The sequence below is a fragment of the Aeromonas sp. SER genome (assembly GCF_038739615.1).
Classification (GTDB): Bacteria; Pseudomonadota; Gammaproteobacteria; order Enterobacterales; family Aeromonadaceae; genus Aeromonas; species Aeromonas jandaei.
This window is the reverse complement of sequence record NZ_JBCGFC010000003.1, coordinates 1-23267: the sequence shown is the minus strand read 5'-3', so window position 1 is coordinate 23267 and position 23267 is coordinate 1. Positions and strand designations below refer to the sequence as shown.

Sequence of the window (23267 nt, the reverse complement as noted above, 5' to 3'; positions counted from 1 at the left end):
CGGGTGCCCTTTTACATGGTCGGATTTGCCAGCGGTGAGGGTTAGTCCAGCAGCTCCTGATGGAGGCGGTTGACGATCTGGCCCGCTTCGCCCTCTTTGACCAGAAAGCAGAGGTTGTGGGCGCTGGCGCCGTAGCAGATCATCCGGATGTTGTGATCGCGCAGGGCATCGAATACCCGGCTGCCCACCCCGTTGACCTCGCTCATCCGGTTGCCGATGAGCGCCACCAGTGCCAGCTCGTTCTCCACCTCGACTTTGCAGAGCTGGCTGAGCTCGGCCAGCACCTTGTCACTGAGCACAGGTTCGCCATTGCTCTGGCTGCCGGTGTGATCCAGGGTGAGCGACACGCTCACCTCCGAGGTGGTGATGAGATCGACCGAGATGCGGTGGCGGGCCAGAATGCCGAACACCTCGGCCAGAAAGCCGTAGGCGTGGAACATGTTGAGGCTGTGCAGGGTGACCAGCACCTGCTGGCGACGCAGTGCCACGGCGCGAAACAGCGGGCTGGTGTCCGTGGTGGAGCGGATCCAGGTTCCCCCCGCCTGCGGCTCCCTGCTTGAGCCGACAAAGACCGGAATATTCTGGCGCACCGCCGGTTGCAAGGTGGCCGGGTGGAGCACCTTGGCGCCGAAGGTGGCCATCTCTGCCGCCTCGACAAAGCTGATTTCGGGAATGGGGCGAGCCCGGGTGACGAGGCGCGGATCCGTGGTGTAGATGCCGGGTACATCGGTCCAGATCTCGATACTGGTGGCATCGAGCGCCTCGGCGAGCAGGGCCGCGCTGTAGTCGGAGCCGCCACGGCCAAGCGTGGTGGTGCGGCCATCGCCATCGGCACCGATAAAGCCCTGGGTGATGACGAGGGTGTCGCCGAGCACCGGGCCCAGCGTCTGCTGGCAGAGATCGCGAGTCGCGTTCAGGTCGACGGTGGCCTTGCCAAAGCGGCTGTCGGTGCGCATCAGCTGGCGTACATCCTGCCAGTGGGCATTGACGCCGCGCTGGCGCAGCAACTCGGTAAAGAGGCGGGTCGACATCAGTTCGCCGCAGGCGATGAGGCGATCAGCCAGTTCGGCATCGGTCTGTTGGCTGGCCTGCTGCGCCATGGTGCGGATCTCGCCGAGCTGATCGTGGATCAGGGCCGTCACTTCGGCGGGGTGGCCAAGGTCGGCCAGAATGGCCTGCTGAATGTCGGCCAGCCTGGCCAGCTGGGCTTCGCGGCCCGCGTCGTCCAGCTCGCCCTGAGCCAGTGCTACCAGCAGATTGGTGACGCCAGCGCTGGCGCTCAGCACCACGATGCGGGTGGCGGGATTGGCCAGCACGATATCGGCGCAGTTGTTCATGGCCGCGGCGTTGGCGACACTGGTTCCGCCAAACTTGGCGACATTGATCGGGCTCATTGCTTACTCCTGTCTTAATTTAAAAATCCGGATCCATCGGGCAAAAAAGAGAGGAGGAGGCTGAAAATGGCAGGAATGTGCGAAGCGATCCCGGCCAGAAGCACTCCACCCGCAGAGCCCATCCCGTACCCGCCCCTGACAGGGCGCGGTGGGGGATGACCACTACCGATGACAACCCGGGGGATTCAGCCCCCGCAGCCGACACTGAGGTTTCCAGTCTCCTCAGATGTCTCGGCGCTGCTCCCCCTGACCCAAGTTCACCGGACTCTGGCGTCCTCTCTCGGGCTGCCTGGGCAGCGCTCCTCTTCTGGCTCCACCATGGCGGTGGAGTGCATTTAGAAATACCTTGCGTTGGATTGGACTGTCAATCGAGTTTGTAAAAAAGTTCAAAATGTCAGCTAACTCAACGCAGAATCAATAGGTTATACAATGGTTTTTGACAAAACCTTGGAACGACGCTGCCAGTTGTAGAGGCGCTGGCGCTCAACCGGCAGATCCTCCACTTCCAGCGGTTCGAACCCCCGCTCCCGGAACCAGTGGATGGAGCGGGTGGTGAGCACGAACAGGCGGCGGATGCCGAGCCGTTTGGCCCGCTCGGCCACCTTGGCCACCAGCTGATCCCCCCGGTTGGAGTTGCGATAGTCGGGATGGATGGCGACGCAGGCCATCTCCGCCATCGCCTCTTCCATAAAGCAGTAGAGCGCCGCGCAGCCGATGATCAGGCCATCGCGCTCGATGATGGTGAACTTGTCGATCTCCATCTCCAGCTGCTCGCGGGAGCGGCGCACCAGAATGCCTTCCTCCTCCAGCGGGCGAATGAGGTCGAGAATGCCACCGATGTCCTCGATGGTGGCGGCACGGGCCTGCTCGGCGCTCTCCCGCACAATCTGGGTACCGAGGCCGTCGCGGCTGAACAGCTCCTGCAGCATGGCGCCGTCATCCTGATAACTCACCAGATGGGAGCGGGGCACCCCGCCACGGCAGGAGGCAATCGCCGCGCGCAGATAGCGGGCGGTGCCGGACATCTCTTCTCCCGCCTGCTCCAGCTCCACCAGCAGCTCTTCGGCCTGTTCGGGGAAGAGCTCGGAGATGGCTTCGCCGTGTCTGTCCATAACCCCCTGGGTGCTGCTGAAGCAGATAAGCTTGTCCGCCTTGAGATCGACCGCCACCCGGCGAGCCACCTCTTCCGAGCTCAGGTTAAAGCTCTCGCCGGTGACCGAGCAGCCGATGGGGGAGATGAGCACCAGACTCTTTTGATCGAGCTGGCGGGTGATCCCCTCCACATCGATGCGGCGCACCCGGCCGCTGTGGCAAAAGTCGATGCCATCATCCACCCCCAGCGGCTGGGCGGTGACGAAGTTGCCGCTCACCACGCTGATCCGCGCACCCTGCATCGGAGTGTTGGCGAGCCCCATGGAGAGCTGGGCAGTGATGTCGTACTGCAGGCCACCACACACCTGTTTGATGATGGCGAAGCTCTCGTCATCGGTGACCCGGATCCGCTTGTGGTACTGGGCCTCGATTCCGGCGCGGGCCAACGCTTCATCGTTTTGCGGACGTGAACCAAACACCAGCACCAGCCGTATGCCCAGAGTCTGCAGCAGGGCGATATCGCTGACGATATTGGCAAAGTTGGGGTGGCAGACGGCTTCCCCCCCCATCATCAGCACAAAGGTGGCGCCCCGATGGACATTGACATAGGGAGTAGATTGCCGGAAAGCATTGACCAGACTGGGCTCACGTTCACGCACTTGATATTTCTTCCATAAAAAAACAGCGATTGGCTCAATATATGAAAATAAATTCACAAATCAAGACTAAATATTGATTTGGTTGGGTTTGTTGGCCAACCGGATGCCTTGCCCGGGCGTAACTGGCCGAAGTGGCAGGAGAGGCGCAGGGGAGTGAAGAGGAGGATGGGGGCGGGAGGCGCCGGTTGATCCGGTGCCACAAACTGTTATCTTCGATGCTCCTTTTCGTCATCGTGCATTGGCACCGGTTTTTACAAGGAGTGGCTTGATGGAACAGATTATTTCGCCGGCAGAGGCGTTGCCGGGGCGCAGCGAGGCCATGGTGATTGGCCAGCAGCATGCAGTAAACGGCCATCCGACTCAGGGGCCCTGGCCCGAGAACATGGCGATCGCCTGGTTTGGCATGGGCTGCTTCTGGGGCGTGGAGCGCCTGTTCTGGCAGCAGCCTGGGGTCTACTCCACCGCCGCCGGTTATCAGGGCGGCGTCACCCCCAATCCCACCTACAAGGAGGTGTGCAGCGGCCTGACCGGTCATGCCGAGACGGTGCAGGTGGTGTTTGATCCGGCGGTCATCAGCTATGGCGATCTGCTCAAATTGTTCTGGGAGCAGCACGATCCGGCGCAGGGGATGCGGCAGGGCGGGGACATCGGTACCCAGTACCGCTCGGTCATCTTCTATGGCGACGAGAGTCAGCAGATCATTGCCCAGCAGAGCATGGCTGCCTATCAGCAGGCCATGGCGGCAAGCGGTGACAGCCGGGCCATCACCACCCGCATCCTGCCGCTGGCACCCTTCTACTACGCCGAGGATTATCACCAGCAATATCTGGAGAAGAACCCGGATGGCTACTGCGGATTGGGTGGCATTGGAGTCTGTTTACCGCCTAGCCTGAACCGCTGAACAGGTTTGTAGTCGATTCCGTAAAAAAAGTGAAAATAAATGGTCGGAGGAGGGAACTTATTGCGACCAGTCGGGACTAACTAGGTAGCGTCCAGGGATCGGATGCAAAGTCCAGACACATTTCTTGCCTTGATAACCGCCTGATGAATGAACGCACTGGCGGGTTGAAAATGATAGCAAGCAGGGCTGCCCACCAAGGCGGCCCTTTTCATATCTGCTTGTTTTAGCTCGGGAGGGGCGATCTGTCAGGCGATCGCGCTGTCGAAGAGGTTCTTGATAAGATCGATAAACTCGATGAGGAAGGCTTTCTGCTCCGGGGTCGGCTCGCGCAGCCAGACAGCGGAGAGCACCTCTTCCAGATCGGCGACCACGGCGTCCGCCTCCTGCATGATGGTAAAGCGCACCTTGGGTGCCAGCTGAGGGTTCTGCTCGCAGATGGCCATCAGGTTGCTGGCCACCCGGCTACTGACGAGATCCTCGATGGTCTGCTCGCCACCCGCGTTCTGTTGCTGGGCCTCAAACAGTCCCAAACTCTCCACCAGATACTCGATCAGCGAGATATAGCCTTCACTCTCTACCACCATGGTTGCTGCCTCAATACAGTAACAATACGAAAATTAAGCGTATTTTAGTGGCTTGATCTAGCTTGGCAAGCAGCAGTGCAGGCGGTGGCGGGTAAAACTGACTCCGCCGCGCTCCACGCTTTCCACGCCGGTCAAGGTAAAGCCATGCCGTAAAAATAGCTCATAACTGAAGGCGCTGGCCTCGGTTGTGATGGCGCTGATGCCAAGGGCGCGGGCACCTGCCAGCGCCGTGGTAAGCAGCAGATTGCCCAGCCCCTGCCGCTGGTGGGCCGCACCGACGTAGAGCAGGCTGAGGTGGCCATCGGCGCTCAGGGTGACAAAACCGGCAGGCGCGTCACCCAGCATGGCAACCCAGCCATGATGCTCGCGCAGCTGGCTGACAAAGCCGGGATGTTGTGAACCGAGGGCCCACTGCTTCACCTGCTCCGGGCTGTAGTGCTGGGGGCCGGTGTGGCGGATTGCCTGCTCGAACAGGGTGACCAGCGCTGGAATATGCTGCTCGCCAAGGGGGGCGATCAAGAGGAGAGGCGTCATGCCGAAGCCCCCTGATCTGCTGCATTGCGGGCGGGCGCCATGGGCCGTTTGGCTTTGGGCAGACCCGCGACAACCCGCTCATAGGAGTGGTGCACCCAGCCCTGCCAGAGATCATCGGGCAAGGTGCTGTTCAGGGTCACTGTGTTCCAGTGTTGCTTGTTCATATGCCAGCCAGGCTTCACCTCGGGGTGAAGTTCGCGCAGCAGTAGCGCCAGCTCGGGTTCGCACTTGAGGTTGATGGTGAGCGGGTCAGCTTGCCAATCCACCAGCGCGAACATCTTGCCGGCGATGCGGTAGACCAGGATCTCCGGGCCAAACGGGGTATCTTCCTGACTGCCCGGCAACGAGAGCAGAAAGTGGCGTAAAGGGGTTAACTCCATGGTCTGGTCTCGCTGTGGGTGATCCGATCAGTGCGGTTGCATATCAATCAGGGGAAGGCATCTGTTACTATGCGCTGCCGAGTATACCCCCCATCACCGAGGGAGCCTATTGATGTTGTATCACAAGACTTTCGAACTGGGTCCCGAGCGGGATTGGGTGGTGTTTGTCCACGGCGCCGGTGGCAGCTCCTCCATCTGGTTCAAGCAGCTGCGCGCCTATCGCGAGCACTTCAACGTGTTGCTGCTGGATTTGCGCGGCCATGGCCAGTCCAACAAGCTACAGCAGGTGATCCAGGGCCACTACAGCTTTCGGGCGGTGACCGAGGATATCGTTCGGTTGCTCGATCATCTCGATATCCGCCGCGCCCACTTTGTCGGCATCTCCCTTGGCACCATCCTTATTCGCCATCTGGCCGAGCTCTGCCCGGAGCGGGTCAAGAGCATGGTACTGGGGGGCGCAATCCTGCGGCTCGATATCCGCTCGCGGGTGCTGGTGCAGTTGGGCCGACTCGGCCAGCACTTCCTGCCCTATATGTGGCTCTACCGGCTGTTTGCCTTCATCATTATGCCGCGCCAGCACCATCAGGAGTCGCGCAACCTCTTTGTGCGCGAGGCCCGCAAGCTCTGCCAGAAAGAGTTCAAACGCTGGTTCCGCCTCGCTACCGAGGTTAATCCGCTGATGCGTTATTTTCGCGAACGCTCCCTGCCCATTCCCACTCTCTATGTGATGGGGGAGGAGGATCATATGTTTCTGGCGCCGGTGCGCGAACAGGTGGCCCGCGATGCCAGCTCTTCGCTGGCGGTCATTGAACAGTGCGGCCATGTCTGCAATGTGGAGCAGCCGGAGCAGTTTAATCGCCGTACACTGGCGTTTATTCAATCGCTGGGAGAAAATAATAAGCTGTCGCATTGCCTGAGCAAGAGATATATAGATAAAAATATCTAACAGATTCCTGTCTCAAAATAACTACTGCTAGCTAATAAATGTAGAGGGGTTATCATCTACTTTATGCAGCCATTTTTTTGCTTTTCTTGTGTTTATTATATTCATCCAATGCTGTTTGCAACCAGTTATCATGTTCCGTAATATTTTTTACTACCCATGTAATGAATTTGTTTGAATATCTGGCTCTATCAGTGAAATTGTACATTTCAGAGTTTTTGTTTTTCTTGATTCTATGTTTAAAAACAATCGCTTGAAATGAATGCCTATTTATTTTTTTAATCTTTTGATTAGCATTTATCGCTGAGATCGCATCATTAGTGAAATATGGATGGGTATCATTTAGATCTTTTGCTTGGGTTATTATTATTGCTTTCTGTCCTTGCTCTCCACAGCTTAATGTTAGGTCGGATTTATTTGGGTTTCTAACAAGGGCAAGTTTGTACTCTATATTGATGGAAAACTTATCTGAATTTAGCTCTCTATTTGTACTTTCAAAGGCATAGATGAATCTCTCGACTTCTGTTGCTGTTAATTTCCCATAGTTTTCTTTAATAACACCTATTTCAGGTGTAGGACCATCTATAACCAGACTAAGCATTCCCACACTTTGTCCAGCAAGAGGGGAGTTTCCCATTTGGTTTTTATATCTTTCTTGATAATTAAAAACGTTTGCTTGGAATAATCTTGAAAGTTGTGGTTGCAATTCAGGAATGAGCAAATGTGTTGCTTGGTCTCGTAGTAAGACCAATGTCTCAATGTTTCTTTTTACAGGATCATTGTTTTGGATTCTCAGGGGTAGTGCGTCGGAGATCGATATGCTTTTTCCATTTTTGTAAAAAACCTTATCTTCGCCGCATGCATCTAATATCTCAGCCTTTAAAAAAAGCTCCCATGCATTGACCATTAAAATAGTGAATGCTTCAACTCGGTTGCACAAACTAGGCCTATTGTAAACTTCTAACGCAAGAATGAATGCATCTAGACTCCTTTTTATTAGTTGTTGGTACATTTTTTCCTGTGGTGTTATCTCCTTTGATGAAGTGCTTTGGGACATAAGTCTAATAAAGTCATTGTTTGATATTTTTATCAGACCTTTAGAAATGAAACTGTTACTATCAAATTTGAAAATAAACTGGCCTTTTAATTTTTCATTTATATATTTAATGACACTTTTAGAATTGTAACCTGTTGCGGCTGCGGCTTGTGTAACTGAAAAAGACTCGTGTCTTTCTTCTCTTTCTCTGAAGAAGTCCAACAATAATATTCGTTTATCTTCCCTACCCATTTACATACTCCGATATTAAATGTTTTTTAATTTAACATTGCTATTTAAAGTTGCTCTGTAATCTTTGGATGAGATAATCTTGTAATGCAACACCTTGTAGTTTTTGTTTGCATCCATTAACTCTTATCCAAGTATTACCAGATGAGTTGAAATGTAAGCCAGATAAGTTTGACTTAGGTATTCGTACTTCAAGAACGTAACCACAATCTACGCCTGTAACATCATGAAATACTATATTTATTCTTGTGGGGTCAATAGATGGTTCAATAGTGTTTATTTTAAGATTGATGACTTTATTTATCTCATCTTTTAGTCGGTTATCTAACTTTATACATTTTACGATGCCATCATCTTGAATTCCCCAAAAAATACTACCGCCCGAACTGTTGAGAAATGCCAGTATATATTCATCGACGACATTCTGAATTGACTTTGTTGGATTTTGGCCCTTTACCTCTTTAAATTCATTGTGTAAGTCTTCTTCTAATCCGCAATGTTTACCTTCACTAAATTTATGGATTTTAGTTGAGTTTGAACTTTCGAATTCATCAGGCAGTGATTCAAAAAATGATTTCAGATTTTTGATGGTAATTGAAGACATCCGTACTGATTTTGACATTTTATTGATTGAGCCATATTCAATAATCAAATGCTCAAGCTCACTCAAAGCTCTTTGTTTACCAACTAGTTGCCCCCAAGTTTCTATCAATCTATTTCGTTGAGGGCCGCTTTGTATACCACCCGGATAATATTTTTCATTTACTACTTCGAATGTAGTTTGGAGGCTCCAATTTTTATTAATGAGCAACTTTAAACCTCAATATGTGACTAGACAAGATGTAATAAAAGGTAAATTGTATTTAATTCTTGATAGGAAATTATTTTTACTCGCGATAAAAACTGCCAGTTAATAAATGAATATCACTAATTAGTATATAAATAGCTGTGTCGAATAGTGGAATGCCGGTCTCGCACAGTCAGTAAAAATGTCATTTAGCTTGTGTCATAGTCTAATACTTATCGTTTCAACCTTACTTGCAGATGATAGAAACCTTATGTAGCAAGGCTCGCGTGAGGTGTAGCTTGATTAACATTTGCTGCTTAGACACGTGTAATGGTGATAAACGAGATAGCTACCGCACGGGGTTACAGCTCCCCGAGCGCTGTTTTTAACCAGATTGGATGTTGATCAAACATGGGTTGCCCTCAGCTGCTTTTGGGGCTGAGAGGGCCGGATGAGGATTATATCAAACGGCGACCAATTTAATGAGTAAAAAGTTATTTATCGCTCGGATTTTGAAAGGTTTTTTGACGGTGGTCTGCATTGCAAGGCGCAGGGAAGGGATCCGGACAAGGATCGCGGGAGATTGGCTTGCCAGATCGTGACCAGCGCGAAGCAGGGTGGGGTAACCATTTGATGGTCAATGGCTTTCAGCTGTGTATCTAGTGCGTCAGTTAGTGATCGATGCAGCAAAAGAGATGGGGATCCTTGCTGGATCATGGTTGCCCGAGATGGTTAGAATAGGGGCTTCCATGGGTCACAGGATGAGCAAGGATGTTACACAAGCAAGTCAGTTTTATCATCGATAGCAAGGGGAACAAGCAGGCGGCCGTCGTCCCCATCGAGATCTACAACGAGCTGATGACCCTGCAAAAGGCGCTCTCCGACAATCGTCCCGGGGAGCGTGAGCTCTACCACTTCAACGGCAAAGGGGCCGAAGCTCACGGTTATCCGGTGGGCAAGCGGCAAAATCCGGGCTTTATGGTGCTGGCCGGTTCCACCGCCAATGGCGAGGATGCCGCCTCTTTGCGTGAAGCGGTGATCGAGTTGCGGCTGGAGCTGCTGGAGAAGGGCATTCTGGTACCCCGCAGCGAAGGGGGCTTTCTCTTTACCGCCGATCAGCTGTTCAACAGCCCGAGTCTGGCCGCGAGCCTGGTAGCAGGCAACAACCGAAGCGGTCTGGATGCCTGGCAAAACAGCGCGGGGTATACCCTGAAACAGTCCGGTTTTGGCAAGAAGTGACGCATATCGGAGGGGATTGAGGCGCACCTGTTGTGACATCTCTCCCCAAAAAAGAGCGCCCCCTGTCGCAAGAGAGGGGGCGCTCTTTTTTATATCCAGCAGAGGGATCAGTGTGCCTTGTGGCCGGTGAGCAGCCAGTAGCTGAGGGCTGAACCGACCCCGCAGCAGGCGATGGCAATGGCCATCGGCAGCGGCGAGTGGGGCGGGTTGAGGTTGACCAGAATGCCGACCAGCGCGCCGATGCCAAAGCGCAGGGTGCCCGCCAGTGCCGAGGCGGTGCCCGCAGCTTGCGGGAAGTGGCCCATCAGACCGGTCATGGCGTTGGCGCCCACCAGACTGATATGACCGACAAACAGTACCACCGGAATGACGATGCCCCACAGGCCGCCGGTCTGGCTCCAGGCGTTGTAGACCAGCAGGGCGCCCGCGCAGGGCAGCACCAGCAGGCCGTATTGCAGCATCCGCTCGGCGCCCACCCCTTTCACCAGCCGGCTGTTGACGAAGGTCACCACCATCATCAGCAGAATATTGAGGCCAAACAGCCAGCCGTAATGCTCGGTCGGCACCTTGAAATACTCGATATAGACGTAGGGTGAGCCGCTTAAGAAGGCGAACATGCCGGAGCTTGAGAGGGAGCCGCACAGCACATAGCCCATGGCACCGCGATGGGAGAGCACACCCCAGTAGTTCTTGAGGATCTGGCCGATCTTGAGCGGCTGACGGTGCTCGGGTTTCAGGGTCTCCTCGATTTTCCACTGCATCACCAGACAGATCAGCAGGCTGATCCCCACCAGCAGCCAGAAGATCACCCGCCAGCTGGCATGGGCACTGATGTACCCCCCCACCACGGGTGCCACCAGCGGCGCCAGCGTCATCACCAGAATGACGAACGACATGGCGCGGGAAAAGGCATCCTTCTCGAACAGATCGCGCAGCAGGGCATTGACCACGACCGACCCCGCGGCGCCGCCCGCCGCCTGCAGCATCCGATAGGCCAGCAATTCGGGCAGGGAGTCCGCCATGGCACAACCGACCGAGGCGATGGCAAACATCACCAGCCCCGCCAGGATCACCGGCTTGCGGCCATAGCTGTCAGCGAGCGGGCCGTAAAAGAGCTGGCCGATGGCAAAGCCGCCCAGAAAGGCGCTGATGGTGAGCTGGGCACCGTCGATGCTGGTAGCCAGATCCCGGGCGATGGCCGGAATAGCCGGCAGATACATATCTACCGCGAGCGGGGTCAGGCCTGCCAGCGCACCCAGCAGGATAAAAAGAAAACGGGGGGAGAGGGCGGAGGCCCGGGTCGGAGCGGTTTGGGGCATAGGGTATCCAGTTGTGGGATGGATGGAAAAAGGGCGAAAAGGCAGTCTATCAGTTTTGTGCCAGCGGGGGATCCGGTATGGCGAGCCAGAGGCCCGGTTCGGCGTGAAATCGGGGGGCAAACCAGATCTGTCTGCTGCCAGCCTGCATTTCAGCAGGCTCAATGGCCCGGCGGCTCAAACGGCAGGCTCCTTGAGAGAGCGCCAGCGCCGCATCCCCCTTGTACCAGCCATCGGTCACCGGCAGCGCCGTGGTCTCCCGCAGCAATCTTACCCCCCACTGGGTCACCAGCGCCGGGCACGTTTTTTCTGCCAGTTTTGCCGCCTGCACCATGGCGGGCGGACGGGGCAGGGTGAAGGTCGCCGCTAGGAGCAGCAATCCGGCCACCGCGACCACCGACTCGCCACGGCGTAGCAGCCAGCCTGCCAGCAGCACAATACCGAGCAGGGTAATGGGGGCCAGATGGCGGGGATTGTCGGGATTCTGGCCAAACAGGGTCCACAGCAGCAGGATGAACCAGTAGAGCGTCCAGAGCGGAGAGAGGGCTGCCTTGTGATCTTTTGAGCGTTGCCAAAGCGGCAGCATCAGCAGCGCCACCATCAACAGGGGCCAGAGCGGGGTCAGCTGATCGTTGAAGGTACGCGCCCAGCTCAGCAGTCGATCGCCATGGGTCGCCGCCGTATTGCCCCAGAGGGTAAAATGGCCGTCGGTAAAGCGGCGCCCCTCGCTGAAGTAGGCCCAGCCATCGGCCTGCCAGACAAACAGCAGGCTGATAAGCCCCACCAGCGCGATGGGGAGCACAAACCTGACGCGCGTTTCCTTCTGCACCATACCCAGCCACAAGAGCAGCAGCGCCAGCACAAAATAGGAGGGACGCAGCGCCAGCATAAGGCCTAGCAGCAGACCCGCCAGTGCGAATCTGCGCTGCTGCAAGGCCAGCAGCGTTCCGAGCCAGGCGGCGAGCGCCGGCCCATCCGAAAGGCCGGAGAGCGCCAGTGTCGGAGTGAGCGGTAGGGCCAGCACCAGCAGCCAGACTGGGGCGAGCAGGCTTGGCCGTTGCCACAGCTTCACCGCCAACAAGGCGGCGAGCGGCGCCAGCAAACTGCTCCCGAGCAGACTTGCCCACTGCACCGCGCGGGCCGGATCGTCTACCGCCAGATTGATCAGCCGCGCCAGCCAGATAAAGGCGGGGTAACCCGGAAAGTGGGGGGAGAACTCCAGCACGCTAAAGCGCGTCACCCCGTGGGCGAAATTGAGGGCATCGTCGGAATCGAGGGCCACCGGGAAGGCCAGCAGCCAGCAAAACCAGGCCAGTTGCAGCAGGATCAGCAAGTAGGGTCGATTAGCGAAGCGTAATCGGCCGTGGTGACGCCCCCCTTCTCCCCTTGCGGGAGAAGGGTTGGGGATGAGGGGGGCCGTCGTCATCGATGAGAGGCCATCAAAGCGGCGCCAGCACGGCCATCAGCGCTTTTTCCGCTGTGGCAAAGGCAGCCGCATCGGCAGGCTTGGCGCCCACCCCGAATACCCCCGGGTTGCCGATGGCATCCAGCACCCTGGCCAGCGCCTGTTCGGCTGCCTTGCGATCCCCTTCACTGAGTGATGGGAGGATCAAGTCGAGGAAGCGCTTGCTCTTGACCACCAGCACCTTAGCGGTCTGGTAGTCGCCAAGGTTTTGGCTGGCCCCTTCGAGGCGGCGCTCGATCTCCGCCTTGTAGGCGCGATTGAGCAGGGCGGCGGTTGCTGCGGCGTCTTTGGCCTTGATGGCGGCTGCCAGTGGCGCTTGCAATTCCACCTTGTGGTGCTGTTCCAGATAGGTCAGCTCCTCGGCGATCTCGCTCAAGGTGGCGCTGGCATCCTTGCCGCCAGTGGCGGCGCCCAGCAGCGCTTCGCGTGCATCGATCAGTGGCTCCTTGCCGGCGGCGGCGTAGGAGTAAGCCTGCGCCTGCCCGCTCAGGGTCAGCAGCAGGGTGAGGGCGAGTAAACCCGGGCGGATAGTCATCCTGTTCTCCTTACTTATGCCAATGGCGCGGCCATCAGGCCACGCTCTGGGTTTCGATCACGGTATTTTCGTTGCGATGGTTAAAGATGGCGTGGCGTCGGTCCACCCCGTCGATCACCATGTCGGCAGCCATCATCCCCATCTCCATAGCGGTGTCGGTGAAGATGTAGCGGAATGTCCCCTGACGGCCGGTCATGATGAGGTTGGTGATGGGCATCAGCGCCTTGATGGCTTCGTTACGACGGGCCTGATAGCCGAGATCCATCAGCGGATAGGCGTATTCGCTGCGCGCTTCAAAAGTTTCATCGCCAAGCTTGGCGGTATCGACACCGAGACTCGCGAGATCAGTGGTAACCCGACCGCGCAGATCAGAGAGCGGAGCCTGCCAGGTGGCATCCCCCGGATTGCAGGGGATCTCCAGCATCACGGAGGTCTGGCCCTGGGGCGCCATAAAGGGACTGCGGCGGCGCGGCTCCTGCAGGCGAGTGGCCAGAATGTGGGGGTCGGAGAGGTACTGCCAGGTGTTGTCCGACAGGTTCTCTTGCTTGAGCGGCATATTGACGAAGCGAAGCGACCGGTAGTGGAGATCGCACGGCAAGCCCAGATGCTGGCAGGTGAGCGGCAGCGGCAGGGTGGAGATCACCTGATCAAAGCGCTCGTTCTGCTCAACGTCATCTTGTTTCCAATAAACCCGTTCGATGCGGCCATCGGCCTGCTCAAGGCGGGTGATGGTAGCGCCGGTTTTGAGCTCAACCCCTTCGGCCACCAGCCGCTCGCCCAGGGTGGTGAAGATCTGTCCGAAGCCATATTTGGGGTAGCGGTATTTGCGGGCATAGGTGCGCACCGAGATACTGCCGTTGCGTCTTGGCAGCAGGCGGCGCGCCACGTCTTTGAGATCGATCAGGCTGATGCGCTGGCCGGCCCAGTCGGCGGAGAGCTTGTCCGGATTGATGCCCCACAGCTTGCCGGTGTAACCCTCGAAGAACTGGCGGTAGAGGGTGCGGCCGAAGTGGCTCTGGATCCACTCGGCAAAGCTCGCCTTGGCAAAATCATCCGGCTTCTTGCTAAAGGGCAACAGCAGCAAGTCTTTTACCGCCCCGGCCATCAGGGCGAGCGGCGCCGTCTTGAGCAGGTTGGGCAGGTTCAATGGGTAGTCATAGGTGCGCCCGCCAAAGCGGATGACGCTCTTGCGTTCGGCGTGGAGCAGGTCGTCTCCCATCAGCTCGTCGATAAAGGCGAGCAGCTCGGGGTTCTTGGTGATAAAGCGGTGACCGCCGTAGTCGAAGCGATACTCCCCATCGCGCCCCTTGAAGGTCTGGGTGGCGCACATGCCGCCGACCACCGGCTCCTGCTCGAACAGGGTGACTGCAAAACCGGCGCGGCGCAGGCGCCAGGCGGCCATCAAACCGGCGGGGCCGGCACCCAGTACCGCAATGTGCTTCTTGTTGTTATCGCTCATGACCTATTCCGAAACTGCTTGATAGATAAGGGAACCGCACCAAGGCGCGGCCCCCGAATAGTGTTGTTACCCCGTGGCCTTGCTACCACAGGGCGTGTTGGCTCAGCCCTTGCCAGTCGCGGCACTTACCTGCGGGCGATAGCTGCGCTGCCAGAGGGTAACGAAGATCGCCAGATAGAGGGCCCAGGTCAGCAGCTGCAAGCCAGCGGGTGAGGCATTGTAGCCAAACAGGGCGCGCAGGAAGGTACCAAATACCCCCTGATCGTCGAGAATGTGGCTGATGTCGAACACCGGCGTGGTCCAGAAGGTGATGATATCTGCCGCCTGCAACATGTTGACGGCGGACGACAGCAGACCTGCGGCGATGATGATGATGAGCAGGCCAGTCCAGCGGAAGAAGGGGGCCAGCGCCACCTTGCGGGTGGAGCGCAGCAGTCCCCACACCAGCGCGATGGAGACCAGCAGCCCTGCGAGCGCGCCTATCAGGCCGGATTGCAGATCCACCCCTTGCCCCGAATAGAGCAGGGCGGAGAAGAAGAGCACGGTTTCAAACCCTTCGCGCATCACCGCCAGAAAGGCGAGCAGCACCAGACCAAACAGGTTGCCGCCATCGATGGCCGCATCGATGCGCGCCGTCATGGCCCCCACCTGGGATTTGGCCTGCTTCTGCATCCAGATCGCCATATAGGTGAGCACCAAGGTGGCGAAGATGAGGATCCCCGCCATCAAGAGGTGGTTGTAGCGCTCGCTCTCGAACTGGCTCACCACCACCTGGAACAGGAAGGCGACGATCAGGGAAGCGATAAGGCCGAGCCCCACCCCCAGATAGATGAACTTGTTGTAGCGGCTCGCCCCCAGCTTGGCGAGGTAGGAGAGGCAGATGCCGACCAGCAGGAAGGCTTCCAGCCCCTCGCGCAGGGTAATGAGGAAACTTGCAAACATCAGGATTGAGGCTCCGTAGCAGGCGTGACGGGGAGAGGCTGCAGGGTAAGTTGCAACCGATTTAGCTGCACTATGGGTGGTTCCGGCAAGCTGGGCTCGGCGGCGCGCACCGCATCATTGACCCACTTGGGGTAGGTGCGGAAATTGAGTTTGATATCGGCCTTGAAGGGCCCTTGGGCTTCTGCGGGTAGCTGCCAGACTTCATCGCGCCAGCCATCGGCCGGAATGCGGGTATCTTCCAGCAATTTGGCGTAGCGCCAGAACTTGAGCCCCACCGGCTTGCCCTCGGCATCACCGAACACTTTTCTGAACAGCCGCGCATCTTCTGGGACAGCGCCATCCACCGGCTGGCCGCTGGCAAGCACTACCTTGCCACTGGCGTCGGTGACGGTCAGCTCCAGCCAGAGTTCACGAAAATCGGCCACTCCGGTGGGCAGGGCATGGCCCGCGCCGGTATTGGCGACCTGCACCACCAGCTGCTGACTATCGGCAGCCTGTTCGATACGGGCGGAGAGGGTAGCGCTGGAGCGCAAGAGCGCCAGACTCTCCTGTTCAAGGTCGGGGTTGCGCAGCCCCACCAGCTGGTGCTGGGCACCGGTAAAGTTGTGGCGATAGAGCCGCACTTTCATGGTGCCGTTTTCGGTGGACTGGCCAGCCACCGGCGCGCCGCCGTTGCCCGGCTCCGGGTTCATATGGCAGTCGATGCAGGTGCGCCGTTTGGCAAGATCCTCGGCCTTGGCGAAGCTGGATTTTTCCCACTCGTCCCAGGTGTTGACGATATTGGCGCCGGTGCCCGGGGCAAACTCGTTGTGGCACGACTTGCACAGGGCCGCGTCGCGGTAGAAATCCTTTTGATAGGAGGCTTTGTGGGCCGCCGGACGGGCGTTGATCTGCCGCTCGGCCAGCCAGTGCTGGAGGCTGCCGCCCGAGGCATCCTCGAACACATAGCTCTCGCGGTCTTTCAAATTCACGGTAAAGGCGCTGTTGCCGCCCGCATCTTCTACCTTGGTGATGCGATGACAAAGCACGCAGCCGGTCCCTTCCTCAACCACAGGTTCGCCCGCCTTGTGGGCGGCAATCAGCGAGGCGCCACCCTGCTCGAACATGTGGGAACCCTTGGGCAGATCCAGCTGGCCTGTCATCACCTGCTGGGGCATGTGGCAGCCCTGACACCACTGGCCAAACGCTTCGCCCTCGGTTTCACGAGCCAGCGCCTGCACCACCTTGTAGTAGGGATGGGAGTTGCCCATCAACCGGTGGTTGCTCTCGCTCCAATCCTGGAACGCCTGTTGGTGGCAGTTCTGGCAGGAGGCGGAGTTGAGCCACTCTTTCGGGTGAGTGGTCGGTGCCTTGGCGGGATCCGTGCGCGGAGCATCGAGTCGCAGCCAGTTGGCGAGATAGGGGAGGTTGTCATCGGCGGTGACGAAGGCGTGCAAGTCCTCCATCATCGCTTTCACTTCCGGTTGGGGCCTCGCGGGGTCAACCGCCTCGGCCCCATCGCGGATGTCATGGCCCATGCCGCCTTGGGTCTGCTGGGTCATGCGCAGGTATTCGCCGATAAAGTCCCCCGCCACCATATTGGCAAGGTTGGCGTGGCCGTTGATGGCGTTGTCGCCGCTCTGCTGGCGATGGGCCGCCATCAGATAGCGGTTGGTGAAGTTGAACCCGTCCAGATGGCAGGAGTTGCAGCTCATCCAGTTGTCCCCCGCCATCGGGAAGCGTGAGTTGGACGCAGTGTTACCAAGGTTGAACAGCCGCTCGCCGCGCTGAAGCGGCTCGGGGCGCGGATCTGTCTCTACCAGTTCGGCGAAGTGGGGCACATCGACGGTGACTCGGGCAAACGGGCCGCTGCCACCGCTATTGAGGCGGGTGAGATCCTGCCCCATGGCGTTGTGCACCAGAATGTGGTTGCCGTCGATCAGCAGATCCCGCGGATTCTGCCCCGGCAGGTGACGCAAGAGCTGGGTCGCCTTGGCGCCCCCCTGAAACTTTTTGCGGCGGTGGCGGTTGCTGTTGGATTTGCCGCTGCGGGAGAGGTCGAACACCAGCAGATCTTCCGAGCCCGCCAGGGTCAGATAGACCCGCTTGCCATCGGCGGCGAAGCGCGCAGCGAACGGGTTGGAGACAATCTGGCTGCGGTTGCCGACGCTTGGCAGGTTGATTTGCAAAAAAAGCTGTTTTCTTTCATCGACCCGCTCTTTCTCCTCATCGAGATCGATGATGGAGACGGCCGGAAAGACGGTGCTCTGAAACTGGAAGGGGTGATCGAAGCTCCACAGCACATGGGGCAGCCAGGCCTCGCTGCCATCGGGGGAGAGGGCGATGCCGTCCAGCAGGCGCGGCAAGCCCTGCGAGTCGCTTGGCGTGTCGCTGTGGGTCTCGGCCAGGGTGATTAGCTTGGGCTTGGGAAGCGAAGCTCCCTTGGCGTCCTTCTCAAGCTTGGCAAGATCATAGATGGCGAGCTGGCCTGTCATGGCGTGGGTCAGCAGCAGGCGATCATTGTCGGTCAAGGCCAGTCCGCGCGGGGTCTCGGCAGTGGCCACATCCAGCTGCAAGTTGCCCGCCGTGTCATAGGCCTGCAGGCGAGCTGATTCGAACAGCGTGATCCAAAACCACTGCCGCTTGGGATCGAAGATGACCCCGTAGGGTCTATGGCCGGTGGGGATCGCCTTGTCCAGGGTGAGATCATCATCCAGCAGCAGCAGGCGATCGCCGCGATAATCGCTTACCAGCAGGGTGCCGTTGTCTGCGCGGGCCAGCTGGCGCAGATCGCCACCTAGTTGTGTCTCTTTGAGTCGCTTGCCGCTATCGCGCTCAAGCAGGGTGACCGAGCCGGCGTTCTGGTTGGCGGTGACAAGGCGCGGGCTTTTCCCCTCCTCATAGGCGATCATCCCAGCGCCCATCTGCTGGGCCAACGCAAAGGGGCTGGTCAGCAGCAGCAGGAGGGCCAGCAGGGGTGACAAATATGCAGAGAACGATGACTTCAACATGGGATCAGGAGCGCCATTTCAAGATGGTCCAGCGCCAGGCGTGGCGCAGCACCAGAGGAGTTAACGCCAATGCGCTCAACCAGTGGGCCCAGCTGGCGAGGTTGCCCATGGCATCGCCCGGGGTGCCGTGCAGCACCAGCAGCAGGCCGCTGGCCAGACAGATCAGCTGCAGGGCTTCGATAATCCGCCCCGTGGTGCGTAAAAAGGGTTTGTTGCTGCGGTTCAACAAGCTGCGATGGGAGAGCCAGAAGGCGCCAAATAGCAGCGGGAACAGGGTGAGCGAGAGCATCACATGGAAAAACAAATTCCAGCGCGCCAGCGACCAGAGCGGGGTCAGCGGCTCCCACAACAGCAGGCCGGAGAAGAACATCAGGTAGAGGGAGCACTCGGCAGCCTGATGGTGATAGGCCAGCCACTGCCAGAATTGTCGGGGGACGAGGGAAAGGGTTGTCATAACTGCTCCAACACCCGGGCAATCGGCCCGGGGGGAGCAAGTCTATAACGCAGTAAGGGTAATGAAAAGAGTTATCAATTGTATTGCTGATGAATATAAGCTGAATCGCGCCAGTGAAGCTCCACCGCTATTTATGTTCGGCCATGCGCTCGGTGATCGCATAAATCAGTGCCGCCATCGAGAAGGCGAGAAACACCACTACAGACCACTTCATCTCCACTTCGTTGGTGATGCCATCTTCGAGGAAGGCTTTGAGCACTTCCACCCCGGCAATGGTGACCAGCGAGTTGATGACGATGAGCTTGAGAGAGGCAAAGTTGATCTTGCTGAGCCAGTTGTTGCCAAGCGCCTCGCGCTGCTCCTGGGTCTGGATGAACTGCACGTAGCCGCACACCGCCACCAGGATCAGCATCTGGGCCACCAGCACAAAGTCCACCAGTGTCAGCACGCCGGTGATGAGATCCATGTAGGGGATCTCAATGATATTGACGCAGAGCGCATAGAGCTGCATGAAGAACTTGACCATCAGCAGGGCGACGCAGAGCAGGATGCAGACGTAGAAGGGGTACATCATCATCTTGCTGCCATTGAGCATGAGATTGAACTGGCGCATAAAAACTCCAAGATAAGGAAACAGGGTGATTATGACGTGAACTGTATCCGAAGACAGCGCTCTGTGTTGATGACGGCAGCCTTTATCTGCTTGATTCGATAATGACAGGGCGGTGTAGAGGGCAGAGCAGCTGTCATGCTCTCTATAAAAGAGGCAGAAAGGATTTCCGGGAGCCGTGCATATAGTTCGGAAAAAAAGCAGCTTTGCTGACAATGCCAAAGCCTGCAAGAGAGATACGAAAAAGCCCAGCCATAAGGCTGGGCTTTAAAATGTGGCTCCCTCGACAGGACTTGAACCTGTGACATACGGATTAACAGTCCGCCGTTCTACCGACTGAACTACGAGGGAATTGGCTCCTCCTACTGGACTTGAACCAGTGACATACGGATTAACAGTCCGCCGTTCTACCGACTGAACTAAGGAGGAATTGCCTGTCTCGTTGAGACGGGGCGAATATTAATGACCAGAAAGACGGGTGTCAACCCGCGAACCGGACGAAAAACAGATTTTCAGACCGTTTGCCCAAAAGTTGCGCTTTGCGGTTTATTTTCAGCACAATCAGTCCCTTGCCCATAACCACTGCTGCCATTCATCGACATGCAACCTTGGGCTCTGTGGCAATCGTGTGGCAAACATGTCGGCAACGTGCAAGGGGGCTAAAAGCCATTGTGGTAGCAAACGTGGCGCCAAAAAGGGTGGTCGAATCGATAAAGTTCGGGGATTTGGCTGGAAATGAGTCAAATGATGCCGGATTGTAGTATTCATTGATCCTGCCCATCGAAATAGTGGCGCTGCTGGAGTAAGGTTACGCAGGATACCATCGCCGCGTCGACAGCTCTGCCGGCCCTTGATGATGATCGGGCGCCGGATCCCTCCGGCCTTTATCTCCCTCTTCTTGGTATTACGTATACATGCACAAGCAAGCCTCTTTAAATAGCGTGAAGCTCGCCATAGCCTTGCGCCAATCCTGTATTGATGAGCCCTATAGCATGGCCCGTTTTGGCCGTGACCTGATCGCCGGTGTGACGGTGGGCATCATCGCCATTCCACTGGCCATGGCGCTCGCCATTGCCAGTGGTGTTCCTCCGCAGCATGGCCTCTATACCGCCATCATCGCCGGTATCGTTATTGCAGTGACCGGCGGTTCCCGCTACTCCATCTCGGGCCCGACCGCTGCCTTCGTGGTGATCCTCTACCCGGTTGCCCAGCAGTTCGGGGTAGGTGGCCTGTTGATGGCGACCCTTATCTCCGGCCTCTTTCTGGTGGCGATGGGTCTGGCCCGCCTCGGTCGCCTTATTGAATACATCCCCCCCTCAGTAACGCTGGGTTTTACCGGTGGTATTGCTATTGTGATCGCCACCTTGCAGATCAAGGATTTCTTCGGTCTGAGCGTTCCTCATATGCCGGAAACCTATCTGGGCAAGGTCGAAGCACTGGCCAGCGCCATGCCCAGCTGGCAGTGGGGAGATACCCTGGTGGGGGTTGCAACGCTGGCCGTGCTGCTGCTGTGGCCGCGGCTCCGGCTGCCGGTTCCGGGCCATCTGCCTGCCGTGCTGGTGGGGGTTGGTTTGGGATTTGGTCTCCATTACTTTGGGGTGGATGTGGCCACCATCGGCAGCAAGTTCAGCTACACACTGGCTGATGGCACGCAAGGGATGGGGATCCCGCCCATCGCGCCGACCTTGGTGATGCCATGGGCACTGCCCGGGCCGGATGGTGCCCCGGTGACTTGGGATCTGGCAGCCATCGAACGTCTGCTGCCCGCCGCTTTCTCCATGGCGATGCTGGGAGCCATCGAGTCGCTGCTCTGCGCTGTGGTGCTGGACGGCATGACCGGTCGCAAGCACAGCTCCAATGCCGAACTGCTGGGGCAGGGGCTTGGCAACATTTTTGCTCCCTTCTTTGGCGGCATCACCGCGACTGCAGCCATCGCCCGCTCGGCGGCCAACGTGCGGGCCGGCGCGACCTCACCCCTCTCTGGCGTGATCCATGCGCTGGTGGTACTCGCTGCCATTCTGGTGCTGGCACCCTGGCTCTCCTGGCTGCCACTGTCGGCCATGGCTGCGCTGCTGCTCATCGTCGCCTGGAACATGAGCGAGGCGCACAAGGTGGTTGAACTGATCCGTCGGGCTCCCAAGGCGGATGTACTGGTGCTGCTGGTCTGCTTGTCGCTGACCGTCATCTTCGACATGGTCATTGCCATCACCTTCGGTGTGATCCTCGCCTCCCTGCTCTTTATGCGCGAGATCGCCAAGATGACCAAGCTGCACAATCTGGCCGAGCACAAACGCTATGCCCACGAAGTGCCGACCGATGCGTTGGTTTACAAGATCAATGGGCCGCTCTTCTTTGCAGCTGCGGAGCGGGTGTTTGCCGAACTGGCCGCCGAGGTGAAAGGGCACCGCATGCTGGTGTTGCAGATGGAGGCAGTCTCGATTCTGGATGCCGGTGGCCTCTCCGCTTTCTTGCAGTTTGGCAAGCAGATGGCCGCGGCCGGTATCGAACTGCGCGTCGCCGAGTTGCAGTTCCAGCCGCTCAAGACGCTGGCGCGCGCCAAGGTTCGCCCGCAACCCGGCAAGCTGGAGTTTTATGGCTCGCTGGAAGAGGCGCTCAAAGGAGAACATTTGCACGAAGCGGCGGTAAATTGAATAAAAGGGATACGAAATGGCATGTTTTTGGTCAGTTGGTTCGGATATTGAGCAAACGAACGCAAAAAGTAAAAAATTGCATTGACCACATGCCCTCGTATCCCGTACATTACGCCCCGTTCCAGCGCAACGGCGCAGCGAACAAGGTGTTGGCTGAACACGTTAAACAACAGACCAAAATTTGGTGAGGTGTCCGAGTGGCTGAAGGAGCACGCCTGGAAAGTGTGTATACGGCAACGTATCGAGGGTTCGAATCCCTCCCTCACCGCCAAATTGCAAAGCCCTGACGGAAACGTCAGGGCTTTTTGCTTTTCACGGCGCCTGTAATTGGTTTTTCCAGCTCTGCTTTGCTTCTTTCTCATGCCTATTCAGTCGTGTGCCGTGTTGGTCATTTCTATCCGCTCAGACCATATGGACTGACATGAGACGCTCCCGTCATTTTTTTCTGCATTTCCCTGTTTATTGTTCTTCCCGCCGACAAAATCTCATATATCTAAATCCTGATAGGGGCGGGCAGTACAATGGCTCGCTGCGAGTCGCCAGCTTGAGACCGTAGCTGAAATAGCCATAAGGCCCAGACTGATGAACATCACATCAAGGGATGGCGGATATTTGCTATATCTGGCGCTGATTGGTAGATATAAGTTCTGCTGTGGGCAAAATGTTGCCTTGCATGCAGTTTTAAATCTCTTTAATGCAAGTTTGTGTGGTGTGATCTGTTGCCTGAGCAACTAGTTGCGTTGGTGGGGAGGCGTGTGACGATAAGGTGTTTGTAACGCATTGTTTTTTATGTAAAAAATAAATGGCATGGTCGCTGCTAATAGTCGGGTCGAGTGCTATCTCATTTAACCAATCTATTTAGGAGCATACACATGCCAACTCCATGTTATATCAGCATCGAAGGTAAAACCCAGGGCAACATCACCGCCGGTGCCTTCACCTCCGATTCCGTCGGCAACATCTTCGTACAAGGTCACGAAGACGAGATGCTGGTACAAGAGTTCCAGCACGTTGTGACTGTCCCGACTGACCCGCAATCCGGTCAGC

The 23267-nt window shown here is 57.2% G+C and carries 19 protein-coding genes, 3 tRNA genes, 1 pseudogene and 1 riboswitch; of the genes and pseudogenes, 6 read left to right on the top strand and 17 right to left on the bottom strand.

Annotation, left to right across the window (positions count from 1 at the left end; genetic code table 11):
* Positions 1-41: 41 nt before the first annotated feature.
* Both lysC and argA read right to left on the bottom strand, forming a co-directional pair.
* Positions 42-1394, bottom strand: coding sequence for a lysine-sensitive aspartokinase 3 (gene lysC / locus AAHA41_RS05245; RefSeq protein WP_043849782.1), 1353 nt, complete (start codon positions 1392-1394; stop codon positions 42-44).
* A 90-nt stretch (positions 1395-1484) separates the two neighbouring features.
* Positions 1485-1709, bottom strand: a riboswitch (Lysine riboswitch).
* A 107-nt stretch (positions 1710-1816) separates the two neighbouring features.
* Positions 1817-3145 (bottom strand): amino-acid N-acetyltransferase, encoded by a 1329-nt coding sequence (gene argA, locus AAHA41_RS05240; protein WP_033115951.1) that lies wholly within the window; start codon positions 3143-3145, stop codon positions 1817-1819.
* 268 nt (positions 3146-3413) lie between these two features.
* On the opposite strand from argA, the gene msrA reads away from it, so the two are divergent.
* Positions 3414-4046 carry a peptide-methionine (S)-S-oxide reductase MsrA gene (gene msrA, locus AAHA41_RS05235; protein WP_043819586.1) on the top strand — a complete coding sequence of 211 codons (633 nt, stop codon included), beginning with the start codon at positions 3414-3416 and terminating at the stop codon, positions 4044-4046.
* Positions 4047-4291: 245 nt separating this feature from the next.
* On the opposite strand, the gene AAHA41_RS05230 is transcribed toward msrA, so the two are convergent.
* Genes AAHA41_RS05230 through AAHA41_RS05220 form a run of 3 tightly spaced genes read right to left on the bottom strand, consistent with a single transcriptional unit; the run spans position 4292 to position 5544 of the window.
* Positions 4292-4630 (bottom strand): DUF3802 family protein, encoded by a 339-nt coding sequence (locus AAHA41_RS05230; RefSeq protein WP_033115949.1) that lies wholly within the window; start codon positions 4628-4630, stop codon positions 4292-4294.
* 57 nt (positions 4631-4687) lie between these two features.
* The gene (locus AAHA41_RS05225) at positions 4688-5164 is read right to left on the bottom strand and encodes a GNAT family N-acetyltransferase (protein ID WP_323071585.1); all 477 of its coding nucleotides are present in this window, start codon (positions 5162-5164) and stop codon (positions 4688-4690) included.
* The gene (locus AAHA41_RS05220) at positions 5161-5544 is read right to left on the bottom strand and encodes an MmcQ/YjbR family DNA-binding protein (protein WP_323071583.1); all 384 of its coding nucleotides are present in this window, start codon (positions 5542-5544) and stop codon (positions 5161-5163) included. The genes AAHA41_RS05225 and AAHA41_RS05220 overlap by 4 nt, the downstream gene beginning before the upstream one ends.
* Before the next feature lie 112 nt (positions 5545-5656).
* Here AAHA41_RS05220 and AAHA41_RS05215 point away from each other — a divergent pair, with 112 nt between their 5' ends.
* A complete protein-coding gene (locus AAHA41_RS05215; protein ID WP_323092192.1) occupies positions 5657-6490 on the top strand; it encodes an alpha/beta hydrolase in 834 nt (277 codons plus the stop codon).
* Positions 6491-6551: 61 nt separating this feature from the next.
* Here AAHA41_RS05215 and AAHA41_RS05210 read toward each other — a convergent pair whose 3' ends face one another.
* Together AAHA41_RS05210 and AAHA41_RS05205 are read right to left on the bottom strand one after the other, a co-directional pair.
* On the bottom strand, positions 6552-7775 hold the full coding sequence (locus tag AAHA41_RS05210; RefSeq protein ID WP_342697309.1) for a DUF3644 domain-containing protein: 1224 nt from the start codon (positions 7773-7775) through the stop codon (positions 6552-6554).
* A 40-nt stretch (positions 7776-7815) separates the two neighbouring features.
* Entirely contained in the window at positions 7816-8583 is a 768-nt protein-coding gene (locus tag AAHA41_RS05205; RefSeq protein ID WP_323071282.1) for an ATP-binding protein, read from the bottom strand.
* Positions 8584-9330: 747 nt separating this feature from the next.
* Here AAHA41_RS05205 and AAHA41_RS05200 point away from each other — a divergent pair.
* A complete protein-coding gene (locus AAHA41_RS05200) occupies positions 9331-9798 on the top strand; it encodes a DUF4357 domain-containing protein (protein WP_033115146.1) in 468 nt (155 codons plus the stop codon).
* Positions 9799-9905: 107 nt separating this feature from the next.
* Here AAHA41_RS05200 and AAHA41_RS05195 read toward each other — a convergent pair whose 3' ends face one another.
* The 10 genes from AAHA41_RS05195 to AAHA41_RS05150 all read right to left on the bottom strand — a co-directional run bounded on the left by AAHA41_RS05195 (position 9906) and on the right by AAHA41_RS05150 (position 19998).
* Positions 9906-11117: a Bcr/CflA family multidrug efflux MFS transporter gene (locus AAHA41_RS05195; RefSeq protein ID WP_185227281.1), complete on the bottom strand. Its 1212-nt coding sequence runs from the start codon at positions 11115-11117 to the stop codon at positions 9906-9908.
* A 49-nt stretch (positions 11118-11166) separates the two neighbouring features.
* On the bottom strand, positions 11167-12447 hold the full coding sequence (locus tag AAHA41_RS05190; RefSeq protein ID WP_323071285.1) for a hypothetical protein: 1281 nt from the start codon (positions 12445-12447) through the stop codon (positions 11167-11169).
* 106 nt (positions 12448-12553) lie between these two features.
* A complete protein-coding gene (locus tag AAHA41_RS05185) occupies positions 12554-13114 on the bottom strand; it encodes a hypothetical protein (RefSeq protein ID WP_323071276.1) in 561 nt (186 codons plus the stop codon).
* A gap of 34 nt (positions 13115-13148) precedes the next feature.
* Positions 13149-14573: an NAD(P)/FAD-dependent oxidoreductase gene (locus AAHA41_RS05180; RefSeq protein ID WP_323071275.1), complete on the bottom strand. Its 1425-nt coding sequence runs from the start codon at positions 14571-14573 to the stop codon at positions 13149-13151.
* A 102-nt stretch (positions 14574-14675) separates the two neighbouring features.
* On the bottom strand, positions 14676-15515 hold the full coding sequence (locus AAHA41_RS05175) for an FTR1 family protein (protein ID WP_058051663.1): 840 nt from the start codon (positions 15513-15515) through the stop codon (positions 14676-14678).
* Positions 15515-18505 carry a hypothetical protein gene (locus AAHA41_RS05170; protein WP_323071271.1) on the bottom strand — a complete coding sequence of 997 codons (2991 nt, stop codon included), beginning with the start codon at positions 18503-18505 and terminating at the stop codon, positions 15515-15517. Before AAHA41_RS05170 ends, AAHA41_RS05175 begins: the two co-directional genes overlap by 1 nt.
* Before the next feature lie 4 nt (positions 18506-18509).
* Entirely contained in the window at positions 18510-18959 is a 450-nt protein-coding gene (locus AAHA41_RS05165; RefSeq protein WP_323071268.1) for a hypothetical protein, read from the bottom strand.
* Positions 18960-19086: 127 nt separating this feature from the next.
* Entirely contained in the window at positions 19087-19572 is a 486-nt protein-coding gene (locus AAHA41_RS05160) for a YqhA family protein (RefSeq protein ID WP_033115154.1), read from the bottom strand.
* 272 nt (positions 19573-19844) lie between these two features.
* Positions 19845-19920: transfer RNA gene (locus AAHA41_RS05155), tRNA-Asn, on the bottom strand.
* A 2-nt stretch (positions 19921-19922) separates the two neighbouring features.
* Positions 19923-19998, bottom strand: a tRNA-Asn gene (locus tag AAHA41_RS05150).
* 485 nt (positions 19999-20483) lie between these two features.
* Here AAHA41_RS05150 and dauA point away from each other — a divergent pair.
* From dauA to hcp1, 3 genes and pseudogenes are all read left to right on the top strand, one after another.
* Positions 20484-22220 (top strand): C4-dicarboxylic acid transporter DauA, encoded by a 1737-nt coding sequence (gene dauA, locus AAHA41_RS05145; protein WP_104015055.1) that lies wholly within the window; start codon positions 20484-20486, stop codon positions 22218-22220.
* A gap of 183 nt (positions 22221-22403) precedes the next feature.
* A tRNA-Ser gene (locus AAHA41_RS05140) sits at positions 22404-22491 on the top strand.
* Between the two features lie 601 nt (positions 22492-23092).
* Positions 23093-23267 (top strand): annotated as a pseudogene (gene hcp1, locus AAHA41_RS05135) (type VI secretion system effector Hcp1); the annotation flags it as partial.

Coding starts and splice junctions, on each gene's coding strand:
- AAHA41_RS05160 (WP_033115154.1), bottom strand. CDS start 19,572: ATGCGCCAGTTCAATCTCATGCTCAATGGCAGCAAGATGATGATGTAC.
- lysC (WP_043849782.1), bottom strand. CDS start 1,394: ATGAGCCCGATCAATGTCGCCAAGTTTGGCGGAACCAGTGTCGCCAAC.
- AAHA41_RS05170 (WP_323071271.1), bottom strand. CDS start 18,505: ATGTTGAAGTCATCGTTCTCTGCATATTTGTCACCCCTGCTGGCCCTC.
- AAHA41_RS05225 (WP_323071585.1), bottom strand. CDS start 5,164: ATGACGCCTCTCCTCTTGATCGCCCCCCTTGGCGAGCAGCATATTCCA.
- AAHA41_RS05175 (WP_058051663.1), bottom strand. CDS start 15,515: ATGTTTGCAAGTTTCCTCATTACCCTGCGCGAGGGGCTGGAAGCCTTC.
- AAHA41_RS05215 (WP_323092192.1), top strand. CDS start 5,657: ATGTTGTATCACAAGACTTTCGAACTGGGTCCCGAGCGGGATTGGGTG.
- AAHA41_RS05185 (WP_323071276.1), bottom strand. CDS start 13,114: ATGACTATCCGCCCGGGTTTACTCGCCCTCACCCTGCTGCTGACCCTG.
- AAHA41_RS05200 (WP_033115146.1), top strand. CDS start 9,331: ATGTTACACAAGCAAGTCAGTTTTATCATCGATAGCAAGGGGAACAAG.
- AAHA41_RS05210 (WP_342697309.1), bottom strand. CDS start 7,775: ATGGGTAGGGAAGATAAACGAATATTATTGTTGGACTTCTTCAGAGAA.
- msrA (WP_043819586.1), top strand. CDS start 3,414: ATGGAACAGATTATTTCGCCGGCAGAGGCGTTGCCGGGGCGCAGCGAG.
- AAHA41_RS05220 (WP_323071583.1), bottom strand. CDS start 5,544: ATGGAGTTAACCCCTTTACGCCACTTTCTGCTCTCGTTGCCGGGCAGT.
- AAHA41_RS05165 (WP_323071268.1), bottom strand. CDS start 18,959: ATGACAACCCTTTCCCTCGTCCCCCGACAATTCTGGCAGTGGCTGGCC.
- AAHA41_RS05230 (WP_033115949.1), bottom strand. CDS start 4,630: ATGGTGGTAGAGAGTGAAGGCTATATCTCGCTGATCGAGTATCTGGTG.
- dauA (WP_104015055.1), top strand. CDS start 20,484: ATGCACAAGCAAGCCTCTTTAAATAGCGTGAAGCTCGCCATAGCCTTG.
- AAHA41_RS05195 (WP_185227281.1), bottom strand. CDS start 11,117: ATGCCCCAAACCGCTCCGACCCGGGCCTCCGCCCTCTCCCCCCGTTTT.
- AAHA41_RS05180 (WP_323071275.1), bottom strand. CDS start 14,573: ATGAGCGATAACAACAAGAAGCACATTGCGGTACTGGGTGCCGGCCCC.